Below are 11733 nucleotides of genomic sequence, written 5' to 3'. Positions count from 1 at the left end.
GATGTACTCGACCGAAGACTAAGATCGTTCCCACGCTCCGCGTGGGAATGGATCCCGTGACGCTCTGCGTCACCGTGGACGCAGAGCGTCCATGGCGGCGTTCCCACGCAGAGCGTGGGAACGATCAACAAGTGTGCGTAGGCCTGCTGGCCGGGCGCACCGCGCCGGAGTTGGCCGAGCAACTGGCGTTAAGATCGTTCCCACGCTCCGCGTGGGAATGGATCCCGTGACGCTCTGCGTCACTGTGGACGCAGAGCGTCCATGGCGGCGTTCCCACGCAGAGCGTGGGAACGATCAACAAGTGTGCGTAGGCCTGCTGGCCGGGCGCACCGCGCCGGAGCTGGCCGAGCAATTGGCGTTGAAGGTCAACACCATCGAAAGCTACCTCAAGCGTGCGGCGATCAAGTTGGGGATCAGCGGACGGCACTCGTTGTTGCGGTGGATGTACTCGACCGAAGACTAAGATCGTTCCCACGCTCCGCGTGGGAATGGATCCCGTGACGCTCTGCGTCACCGTGGACGCAGAGCGTCCATGGCGGCGTTCCCACGCAGAGCGTGGGAACGATCAGCAGCTCCCTCAGGTCAGTCCCGGGCCAGTGCCTCTATGGGGTCCAACCGCGCCGCATTCCGCGCCGGTACAAAACCAAACACAATGCCGATCAACGTCGAACAGGCAAACGCGGTAATGATCGAGCCCACCGAAAACACCATCTCCCACTCCTTCACAAACAGCGAAAACAGGTAGCCGATGGCGTAGGACAAGGAGATCCCGATGATCCCGCCGATCAGGCACACCATCACCGCCTCCACTAGAAACTGTTGGCGAATATCCGATTGCCGCGCCCCCACCGCCATGCGAATCCCGATTTCACGGGTGCGCTCGGTGACCGACACCAGCATGATATTCATCACACCAATACCGCCCACCAGCAAAGAAATCACCGCAATCAATGACAGCAACAGCGCGAGGGAGCGGCTGGTTTTCTGCACCGTCTGCATGATGCTGTCGAGGTTGTTGGTGAAAAAATCCTTGGTGCCGTGGCGTTGCAGCATGAGCTTATTGACGTTGTCTTCCACCACCTTGCTCGGCTGGCCGTCCTTGATGCGCACGGTGATGCTGTCCAGATGACGCTGGCCCAGCAGACGGCCCGCTGCGGTTTCGTACGGCACCCACACGTTCAGGGCCTTGCTGGCGGCGAACATGTTTTTATTGTCCGCCGTCACGCCGATCACCGTGCACGGCAGGTTGCCTATCAGGATCACCTGGCCCAGCGGGTCGATGTTGGGCCCGAACAGGCGCTGGCGAGTATTGTGGTCGATCACCACCACCTGGGCCTGGCGCCGCGCATCGCTTTCGCTGAAGGTAATGCCGGCTTCAAGCTTGAGGCCCTTGACCTTGAAGTAGCGGTCACTGACACCATTGACCTGTGCATCCACGTCGATGTTGCCAAAGCGCAGCATCAGGTTGCGGCCCACCACCGGCGTGGCGCTGTCGACGTAATACAGCTGGTTCAGCGCGTCCACATCCGAGGGCATCAGCGTCTGGATCGCCGAGGCTCGACTGTCGCCAAAGCTGGTGCCGGAAAAGATATCGATGGTGTTGCTGCCGATCGCCTGGATGTCCTTGAGCACATAGCGCTTGGCGCCTTCGCCGATGGCCGAAATCGACACCACCGAGGTGATGCCGATGACAATCCCGAGCATGGTCAGCAAGGTGCGCATGCGGTGGGAAATCAGCGCCACCCACGCCATGTTGAACGCTTCCTTGAACAGCCCCAGGCTCGCCACCAGACGCCGCGCCCCGCTGCGTCGGGGCTCGACCGGCGCCTCGACGGGCAATTCCAGGCCGACGCTGTCGTTGGCCTTGTCGCTGATGATCTCGCCATCACACACCTCGACAATGCGCTGGGCGTTCGCCGCGACCTTGGGGTCGTGGGTGACGATAATCACCGTGTGCCCCGCCGCGTGCAGTTCGGCGAGGATGCGCATCACCTCCTTGCCGCTGTGGGTGTCGAGGGCGCCGGTGGGTTCGTCGGCCAGGATTACTTCACCGCCATTCATCAAGGCCCGCGCGATACTCACCCGCTGCTGTTGCCCGCCGGACAGCTGGCTGGGCCGATGGCTGGTGTGGCCCGACAGGCCCAGGCGTGCCAGCAATTCCCCGGCGCGGCTATGGCGCTGGCTTTGCGGGGTGCCGGCGTAGATCGCCGGCATCTCCACGTTGTGCAAAGCGCTCAGGTGCGCGAGCAAATGGTAACGCTGGAAGATAAACCCGAAGTAATCGCGCCGCAGCTCTGCCAGTTGCTCATCGCCCAGGGAGCGGGTTTCGATGCCATTGATCTTGTAGCTGCCGGCGGTGGCGTAATCCAGGCCACCGAGGATGTTCATCAGGGTCGACTTACCCGAACCGGAGGCGCCGATGATCGCCAGCATTTCCCCGGCATGGATGGTCAGATCGATGCCCTTGAGCGCGATGAACTCACGCTCGCCGGCCATGAAGCTGCGGGTGATGCCCTTGAGTTCCAACAGAGGCTGGGTCATGAATCAACTCCCCGCCACGGCAGGTGTAGCATCGCCGATCACCACGGTGTCGCCCTCGGCCAGGCCGTCCAGGATCTGCACCTTGACGTTGTTATTGATACCGGTCTTCACCGTGCGGGCGACCGCCTTGCCCTTGGCATCCAGCACCCGCACTTCGTAGCGGCCATCGGCATTGCGCACGCCCAGCGCCGCCACGGGCACTATCAGCGCGGCCTGGGCGGTGTCGAGCACGATGCGCACTTGGGCGGTCATGGCGATGCGCAGGCGGTGCTCTGGGTTGGGCACGTCGAACAACGCGTTGTAAAACACCGCGGTGTTTTGCTTCGGCGTGCCGGCGGTCTGGGTTTCCAGGAAGTTCTGCGGCGCCGGCTCGGTGCCGCGCAGCTTGGCGTAATAGCGCTTGTCCGCCTCGCCGAGAATGGTGAAGTACACCTGCTGGCCGGGGCTGATATGAATCACATCCGCTTCCGACACTTGGGCCTTGACGGTCATGGTGTCCAGGTCTGCCAGCTTGAGCAGCACGGGCGCCAACTGGCTGGCGATCACGGTCTGGCCTTCCTGGGTGACTATACCCACCACGTCGCCGTCGATGGGCGCGTTGATGCGGGTATAGGCCAGGTTGACCTTGGCGGTGTCGATCTCGATGTGCGCGCTTTTGATCTGTGCGTCCAGGGACAGCAGGTTGGCCTGCTGCACCTGGTAGGTCGATTCGGCGTCTTCGAAATCCTGGCGCGACACCGACTCATCGGCCTGCAAGCCTTTGTAGCGTTCATATACAGACTTGGCCTGCTTGAGCTGCGCGGCTGTCGCCCGGCGTTGGGCCTGGAGGTTTTCTTCATCGACCTGGGCTTTGCGCAGGGTGTTCTGCAGGATCAAGGGGTCGATTTCAGCCAGCCATTGGCCCTTCTTTACCTTGTCGCCGACTTTGACTTTCAGCGACTTGAGCTGGCCAGAGACCTGGGCGCCGACGTCGACTTGTTTGACGCCTTCGAGCAGGCCGGTGGCCAATACCGCGTTTTCGATATCGCCGCGTTCGGCGGTCGCGGTGAGGTATTGGGGGGCGTCGGCGGGGGCGTTTACGGTGTAGATGGCCAGGCCGATTGCGACGGCCACTGAAGCCAGAATGCCGATTTTGCGGAATTTAGACGTTTGCATGGTTGGCTTCTTGATTGAGTACAAATATGGTTGCGCGCTGACGCTGGCCTGGGTAAAGACCTGACAGCCGACCCCTGTCTACCTGACGCTCCCCGGTCCAAATGTGGGAGCTGGCTTGCCTGCGATGGCGGCCTTCTGGTCGACCATTTAGTTGGGTTGGAATGCGTACATATCCATTCCTGCGGTAACGGCCACCTAGGGTTCCGCTCTTACAGCGGCTCACTTTTGAAAAGCGCAAAAGTAAGCAAAACGCTCTTGCCCCACCACTCGGCACCTCGCCCAGGCTCGGTGTGCCCGTAATCCGCCAGTGATTTGGGGGGCCGCCGCCACGCGCCATCCATGGCGCGGGGCGGCTAAACCGGCATCCCTGCCGGTTTACCCCCCAAATCCCTGTCGAATTCCGGCCAGCGTGGTTTAACGGGGCGCCTAAGATCAAAAGCAGATCAAGATCAAAAGCGGCTCGCTTCGCATCGTGGTTACCGTCAAGTGGGCGCGCCACGGTTTCAGCTGAAACTCAGCTGCCGTAGCGCTTGCTCGCCTCAATCGCCAAACCACTGCCAATGCTGCCGAAGATATTGCCTTCCACATGCCGCGCATTCGGCAGCATTGCAGAGATGCTGTGGCGCAGCGCCGGGATGCCGCTGGAGCCGCCGGTAAAGAACACCGTGTCCACCTGCGCCACGCTCACCGAGGCGTCGTTGAGCAACTGCGTGACGCTGCCGCGTACACGTTCCAGCAAGCTGTCGATGGACGACTCGAACAGTGCGCGGCTCAGGTCTACGCTCAGGCCCGCTTCGATGCGGTCCAGCGGCACGTGGCGGCTGTCTTGATGGGTGAGCTGGATCTTGGTTTCTTCCACTTCCATGGCAAGCCAGTGCCCGGCGCGCTGTTCGATCAGTTTGAACAGGCGGTCGATGCCGCCGGTGTCTTCGATGTCGTAGCGCATGCTGCCCAGGGCCAGCTGGGATTTTTGCGAGTACACCGAGTTGATGGTGTGCCAGGTGGCCAGGTTCATGTGGTGGCTGGTGGGCATGTAGGCGCCGCTCTTCATGCGGCTGCCGTAGCCGAACAGCGGCATCATGCCTTGCAGGCTGAGCTGTTTGTCGAAGTCGGTACCGCCGATGTGCACGCCGCCGGTGGCGAGGATGTCGCTCTGGCGATTGTCGTTGTGACGACGATCCGGCGACAGGCGCACCAGGGAGAAGTCGGAGGTACCACCGCCGATATCGACGATCAACACCAGCTCTTCTTTCTCGATGGTCGACTCATAGTCGAACGCCGCTGCAATCGGTTCGTACTGGAACGAGATGTCCTTGAAGCCGATTTTGCGCGCCACATCCACCAGGGTGTTTTCCGCTTCCTGGTCGGCCATCGGGTCGTCATCGACGAAGAATACCGGGCGGCCCAGTACCACTTCTTCGAATTCACGACCGGCGTTGGCTTCGGCGCGGCTCTTGAGTTGGCCGATAAACAGTGCCAGCAGGTCGGTGAAGGGCATGGCAGTGCCGAGCACGCTGGTGTCGTGCTTGATCAGCTTGGAACCCAGCAGGCTCTTGAGCGAGCGCATCAGGCGGCCTTCGTAGTTCTCCAGGTATTCGTGCAGCGCCAGGCGACCATATACCGGCCGGCGCTCCTCGAAGTTGAAGAACACCACTGACGGCAGGGTGATCTTGTCGTCCTCCAGCGCGATCAGCGTCTCCTCGCCGGGGCGGATCCAGCCGACGGTGGAGTTGGACGTGCCGAAGTCGATGCCGCAGGCACGGGCTGGAGATTCGTTTTTCATGTCTTACAGGTTCCGGGCAAAAAACGGCCGCGCAGTGTATGTCACTCGCGAGCGGATGCGTAGACCGGCGATCCGTAAATTCGCGCTATATAGCTACGTCTTGAACCGGCAGGGGCTTGGTTAGGCTCGGGTTTTACTGCCCTCACGGACGAATCGCTATGCCTGATGCAACCTTCAACGCCGACCTGCGCGGCGTGCATTACGACTTTCTCAAACAACGCGTGCCGAACTGGTTCATGGAAGGCTCGCCGCAACGCCAGCAAGAGCTAGGCACGCACGAGATGGATATTCCTGCCTGGTACCTGGCCGCCACTCACCAAGACAAAACCACTCTGGCTGTCCGGCACACGCGCTTTCGCGAAACGCTCAATGCAATTGAAGAGCACCTGGGCCAGATTGAAGACGTCCTGGCCTTCGCCGAACAGCCGCTCAAAGAGGCGATCAAGAAAGAATTCAACCTGGAACTGGATGTGCGCAATGTATTTTTCGTGCGCAAATACGGCTCAAAAGGTGCTCGCGATGACTTCTACGGTGCCTTTGTTTTCGAGCAGCAAAACGACCCGTCACTGAGCTACAGGTATCGCGGCATTTCCCTGTTGGAAGCAGCCCTGGCCAATTTCGAGGCCGATGAAGAGCAGCCGTCGTCGTGCACCGATTGCCAACTGATCACCACCTTCAACCTAGAAAACCCCCACATCATTGCGACCTTCGCGGCCGTCCAGGCACAGGCGGTGGCGATCACGCCCCATGCTTTCGCCAGGCTTTGCCGCACATTGGACCTTGGCGCGCTTTATCAGGCGCATATCAAGGCCATTGTAGAGCCCCAGGACGCGGATGAACGCCAGGCGCTTGAACAGCTGTTGGAAGAGCATCAACGCGAGCAGTTGGCACTGTGCATCGATATTGCCCGGTTGCAAAGCACCGGACCGCTCAGTGCCGACGCCTGCCAGATGCTCCAGAATGTGGTCACGGGCTCCGCCACGCCGAAACTGGCCGGGAAGCCTGTGACATACACCGCGCTCAACGTGTTCGACAGCGTATTGGTGGGGCCGCTGCTGATCGGCCCTGATCGGCAAAACACCAACCGCCCCGAGCCTCTGGTGGTGTACATCCCCGGCGACCCGCAACAGCCCCTCAAGGAGTATGCGTCCAGTGGCGAATTCATGGCCGACTTGCGTACCCGTCTGCACAGCGCATCGTACCGGCGCTTCTTCAGCCGCTTTGTGCCGGTGCGCGAACAAGGCGGGTTCTTCACCCGGTTCAACCGTCTGTACCAGCCTGCCAGTAACGGCAATGGCGGCGCGGACTACCCGTTGCGCACGCCGTTGGCGCGCTTGCCTATGCAAGAGTTCGCCCTTGCCGGTGAGCTGTGGCAGCGCAGTCGCCAAGCGCATATCAGCAAGATCTTGAGCGATGCACGCGCAGTGGCCGTGCCCACCGAGGATGAGGACCGCAAGGCCCGGCTCGAACGCCTGGAAGGCTTTTTCGAGGCGGCCGTCAGCGTATTCAATCTCGCCGCGTTCGTGGTGCCGGGGCTCGGCCCGATCATGTTGGCCGTGGGCGCATCGCAGATGTGCTACGAAGTGTTTGAAGGCATCGAGGCCTACGATCAAGGCGAGCCCCGCCAGATGTGGGCGCATTTTGCATCGGTAGCCCTGAACGTAGCGTTCATCGCCACCGGGTCCAAGGTGCTGCCCGCCGTCAAATGGCAAAGCGCAGTGGATCACCTCAAACCGGTGACGCTGCCCACGGGCAAGCAGGTACTGTGGAACCCCGACCTCAGGCCCTATGCCTCTACCACCAAACCGGCGCCAGAGGTCAAGCCCAATACGTTGGGCCTGTACGATCATGCCGGTCAGCAATGGGTGTCGTTTGAGGATACGCATTACCAGGTCAAGCAAGACCCGAGCGGCCAGTACCGTATTCAGCACCCGACTCGCCCCGACGCCTACGCGCCGGAGTTGGAACACAACCATAACGGGGTGTGGACCCATGAGCTGGAAGAACCGCTGACCTGGGACGAGCCCACCTTGATCAAGCGCCTCGGGCTGATCGAGCAGGCGGATCCGTTGCGTATCAGCGGCGTCGAAACTGACGCTCTGCGCCAGGTTGCGGTCGATCATGAACCCTTGCCGCTGTTGCTTGACGACACCATCAAGCGCTTCGAGCTGCATCAGCAACTGACTACCTTTGTCGAGCAAATCAAAAGCAGTGACCCGCTGGTCTACCAGAAGGCCGAACCGGCACTGCAGTTTGACCTGCTTCAACGCCGCGGCCTGCTGCCTGATGGCGTAGCGCTGAAAGTCATCGGCCCAACGGGCGAGGTCGTGTGGGAAAGCGCCGATGCGTCGCCCTTATTGCCCAAGCGCGTGATGGTGTTGACCGAGACCGCCATGGCCCAGGGCCGTTTACTCAGGGAGTTGCTGTACACCTTGCAAGGCGTCGACCCGCAGCTCAAGGAATTCCCCGGCAGTCCCGAAGAGTCGCTGGACGTTCGCGCCGCCAAGCTGCGCCAGTACCTTGGCGATGCCGTTGATAGCCTCAAGGGACCGCTGCTGGAGGAGCGTTACCGTGCGTTGAACCCAACGCCTGACGCCGATGTGCAGCGCGTGCTGGATGCCTACCCGGCCTTGCCGACGCTGGCCGCCGAACGCTTGCTGCAAGGCGCTGCTGTGGATGAGCTGACCGCTTTTCGCAGCAGCGGGCGCCTGCCTGACCGGTTGGCCACGCAGGCTCAATGGTGCGCGCAGGAAACCCGCGTGGCGCGCGCCTACGAAGGGCTGCACCTGGACACTCAGACCCACCTCGACAGTCAGCGCCTGGCCTTGCGCACCCTGGAAACACTGCCGGGCTGGCACCGTGGCTCGCGGGTGGAGTTGCGTCAGTATTCGGCGGAGGGCACGCTGATGGATGCCATCGGCTCCCCCGACTTCCCGCACAAGCGCAGCCTGATACTGCTGGACAGCGGTGAGTTCCAGGCAACCATGCCCGGCGATTTCTACAGCGCCATCTGGGAGCAACTCGCGCCCGATGAGCGTCAGCGTCTCGGGTTGGGCAGCGCGGTCGAATTGAAGCAGGCGATTCAACGCAGCCCTCTTTCGCGCCAGGCGTTGCGCACGGTGCTGGAGGACCAACCGCTGCGCAAGCCCGAGTACGATCCGATGGTCCGCTTGATGGGCGGCGCTCCGGGCTTTCGGCATATGGCAAGGGTGGCGGCTAATGTGCTGCGCTCTCCAGCAGAGCGGGTACGCCGGTTGTATCCATCATTCACTGAGGAGCAAGTCACAGCGTTTATTCAGTCGCTGGGCGAAGATGTCCCAGGCGGGTTGGCCAGTCGTGAGCTGGAATACCACCACCTGAAAAAATCCTTGAAAGCGTGGGCTCGCTCCAGAGGGCCACATGCCCTGGCGTACTACAGCGCCGAATGGCGTGTGAGTGATGCAATCAAACGCTGCTGGCGTCGCGAGACCGGAAGCCAGTTGAATATCCGTCGTTCAAAAGACGAGATTCGTTGGGTGGATTTGCCGCCGCTGAAGGCCGACTTCAGTCATGTCCAGGAAGTGGCGTTATCGGGGCTCACATGGAAGGGGCACTCCAGCTCGTTGTTCCTCGAAAATTTCACGCATATCAAGAGCCTGAGCATGACTGGCGCCGAGTTGGTCGAGTTGCCGGCGGTGATCGGCGATATGAAGCAGCTCACGTCGTTGAAACTGCCCTCCAATGAACTGAAACTGAGCGAGCGTAGCGCGGCAAGCTTGAGCGCTCTGGATGCCTTGCAAGTGCTGGATCTTTCGGAAAATCCGCTGGGTACATTGCCTGATTTCGGCGGTATGCCGCATTTAAGAGCGCTGAATCTATCTTTCACCCGAATCGAGCGTTGGCCTTCGGGGTTGAGGACGCAGACTGGGTTGGAGCGCGTCGACTTACGTCACAATCGACTGCTGCAGGTACCGCAGGACAATCTTGTTCCGCCGGCAGATCAACTGGAAACGATCGTGCGGATCAATAACGTCACCTTGCTTGATGGCAATCGCTTCCCACACGATTACTGGGAAACATTCGATAAGTATTGGCAGGACGTGAACCAGTCACGCCCCGACCTTGTGTCAGGCGCTCTCGATGGCGCCTTTGACAGCAGAAATCCACGCCTGGAAATGGTGCAGCACATGTACCCCGAGTATTCCCTGCAAAAGGCCCGGGAGCTTGTCTGGAGCTGGGGCGAAGGCGCCGATACCGAGCTGGACCGGCGCTGGCAGGAGTTTTCTGTGCTGCTCAGGCAGTTGAACGCGTGGGCATTTTCAGGCGGCGGCGAGCGCCAGCGCTATGTGCGCGTGGGGGAGCGCGCCACCGATGCTGCGTCACTGCGTGATCGCAACCTGGCGCACAACCGCATCATGCGCTGCTGGCGCCGTGAAACCCCGCAACAGCTCACCAACGACGGCGAGCCCTTCGGCCTGGAGCTGGACCTCAGCGGCCTGACGCTGCCAAGCCTGCCCGACCTGGATGCGGACTTCAGCCACGTAGGCTCACTCAAGCTGAGCAACATGAACCTCAGTACTTCGCCTGAGGGGTTCCTCGCTCGCCATCAGGGCGTACGCTGGCTGGACATGTCGCGCAACCAGTTGCGCGAGTTGCCGCCGGCGCTGGGGCAGATGCATGGCCTGACCCGGCTGTCGTTGCAAAATAACCAGATACGCCTGAACCCGGAGTCGGCTGCGATGCTGGCGTCGCGCAGCACCCTCAGAGCCTTGATCCTCAATTCAAACCCCCTTGATATCGCGCCGGATTTCAGCCAGATGACGGATTTGCGTTCGCTGGGGATGGGCAATACCCATATTGAAACCTTTCCCACCGGGCTGGGGGCGCAGCCCAGCCTGGATGCGGTGTACCTGAGGGGCAGTCGGATTTCAACGCTGCCCGATGCGCTGATTGCCCCCTCGGACGAGGCGTTGGCGCAATCCCTGCGGGTAACCAGCGTCACTGACCTGGGCCTGAACCCCTTGTCCGCCGAAACTCAGGCGCGAATCGCCGATTACAACCGTCGGCTTACCGACCCGGAGCGAGCGGCCAACAGGTTGGTGCGCAGCACTCTGGAGGTGACTGTGCCGCAGGCCGTTACTGGCGACTCAGCGCCGTTTCAGCGCTGGGCCAGAGGGTTGTCAACGCAGCAGCTTGCCCAGCGCCAAAGCCAATGGTCCACCCTGCGTGCACTGCCAGGCTCGGACGGTTTTTTCGACATGCTCAGAGACCTGAACGTGGCGCCCGCTGAATATGAGGATGTGCAGCAGCGGGTGTGGGAGGTGATCGACGCGATTGCCAGCCACAGCGCCGAGTCGGAGCAGCTGCGCAAGGAGATGTTCGAATGGGCGGGCCAGGCGACGTGTTGCGACCGTGCCGCGTTGACCTTCGGTAATCTGGAAATCCTGCTGATGACCAGCAATGCCAAGGCCCAGGCGTTGGATTCGACTCAGGGCGCCGCGCTGGTGAAGCTGTCCAGGGGCTTGTTCCGTCTGGAGGAAGTGGAAAAGATCGCCCTTACGGATATCGACCAGCGCCGGACTGCGATCAATAGCCGCGAAGACCTGACGGCGACGCAGAAGGCTGACGCTCTAAGGGCTCTGGAAGAAGTGGAAATCAGGCTGGCCTATCGTTACGGCCTTAAAGAGCGGCTTGACTTGCCTGGCCAGGCGCAGCAGACCAGGTTCATTCGTTTCGGCAACGTCAGCCAGGCGATGCTGGATGCTGCGTACGATAAGGTGATCGGCCTGGATAATTCGGTGCATGAGTTTCAAGCCATGCTCGCCAGGGAATTCTGGCAAGACTACATCGCGAACAAATACCGCTCGCGGTTCGAGGCGCAGAACCAACCCCATCACGAACAAATGAATGCGTTGTTGCGCGATTTCGAGTCCGGTGCAATCTCCAAGGCGGTGTTCGACGGTGAGGCCGAAGCACTGCAGGGGCAGTTTGCAATCGAAGAAGCACAGCTGATTCAAACCCTGTCCCGCGATGAAGTGGCGCAGGCGTTGATGCCCACTGCGAGCCTTGAAGTGTTGGTGGAGCCTGTGGGTCAGGAGCTGCAACTGTCTGAGGCTAAAGCCATCGATTTCAACGGCAAACAGTATTTTGTCGCGAGCATGCCGGATGCGGGCGATGGCGAGCATTACATCTTGCGGGTGCAGGCACCCCAGAACCCGTTGGCGCTGGTCAGCAGTGGGGTGGTAGCCAAGCCCGATATCCATGGGGTCTGGAAG

Annotated in this window: 5 protein-coding genes and 1 pseudogene; 3 read left to right on the top strand and 3 right to left on the bottom strand. The window is 61.1% G+C overall.

What is annotated here, in order from left to right; translation table 11 throughout:
- Positions 1 to 56 precede the first annotated feature (56 nt).
- Together GIW79_RS28665 and GIW79_RS28660 are read left to right on the top strand one after the other, a co-directional pair.
- Positions 57 to 230: a hypothetical protein gene (locus GIW79_RS28665; RefSeq protein WP_236455388.1), complete on the top strand. Its 174-nt coding sequence runs from the start codon at positions 57 to 59 to the stop codon at positions 228 to 230.
- Positions 231 to 298: 68 nt separating this feature from the next.
- Positions 299 to 463 (top strand): annotated as a pseudogene (locus GIW79_RS28660) (helix-turn-helix transcriptional regulator); the annotation flags it as partial.
- Between the two features lie 119 nt (positions 464 to 582).
- Here GIW79_RS28660 and GIW79_RS28655 read toward each other — a convergent pair.
- The 3 genes from GIW79_RS28655 to GIW79_RS28645 all read right to left on the bottom strand — a co-directional run bounded on the left by GIW79_RS28655 (position 583) and on the right by GIW79_RS28645 (position 5479).
- Positions 583 to 2541, bottom strand: a complete 1959-nt coding sequence (locus GIW79_RS28655) for a MacB family efflux pump subunit (RefSeq protein WP_057974884.1) — start codon at positions 2539 to 2541, stop codon at positions 583 to 585.
- Positions 2542 to 2544: 3 nt separating this feature from the next.
- Complete coding sequence (gene macA, locus GIW79_RS28650) at positions 2545 to 3696, bottom strand: macrolide transporter subunit MacA (RefSeq protein WP_034127384.1); 1152 nt, start codon at positions 3694 to 3696, stop codon at positions 2545 to 2547.
- 514 nt (positions 3697 to 4210) lie between these two features.
- Entirely contained in the window at positions 4211 to 5479 is a 1269-nt protein-coding gene (locus tag GIW79_RS28645) for an Hsp70 family protein (protein WP_034126391.1), read from the bottom strand.
- A 158-nt stretch (positions 5480 to 5637) separates the two neighbouring features.
- Here GIW79_RS28645 and GIW79_RS28640 point away from each other — a divergent pair.
- Positions 5638 to 11733, top strand: a 6096-nt coding sequence (locus GIW79_RS28640) for a dermonecrotic toxin domain-containing protein (protein ID WP_236477460.1), incomplete at its 3' end; no start/stop codon positions are given.

The organism is Pseudomonas sp. PA-7-1E, assembly GCF_021605325.1.
GTDB classification, from domain to species: domain Bacteria; phylum Pseudomonadota; class Gammaproteobacteria; order Pseudomonadales; family Pseudomonadaceae; genus Aquipseudomonas; species Aquipseudomonas fluorescens_BV.
Note: the sequence above shows the minus strand (reverse complement) of the source record. Positions and strands in the feature narration are given on the sequence as shown.

Excerpts from the sequence above, each read along its gene's own strand:
- GIW79_RS28655 (WP_057974884.1), bottom strand. The coding sequence starts at position 2,541 with ATGACCCAGCCTCTGTTGGAACTCAAGGGCATCACCCGCAGCTTCATG.
- macA (WP_034127384.1), bottom strand. The coding sequence starts at position 3,696 with ATGCAAACGTCTAAATTCCGCAAAATCGGCATTCTGGCTTCAGTGGCC.
- GIW79_RS28645 (WP_034126391.1), bottom strand. The coding sequence starts at position 5,479 with ATGAAAAACGAATCTCCAGCCCGTGCCTGCGGCATCGACTTCGGCACG.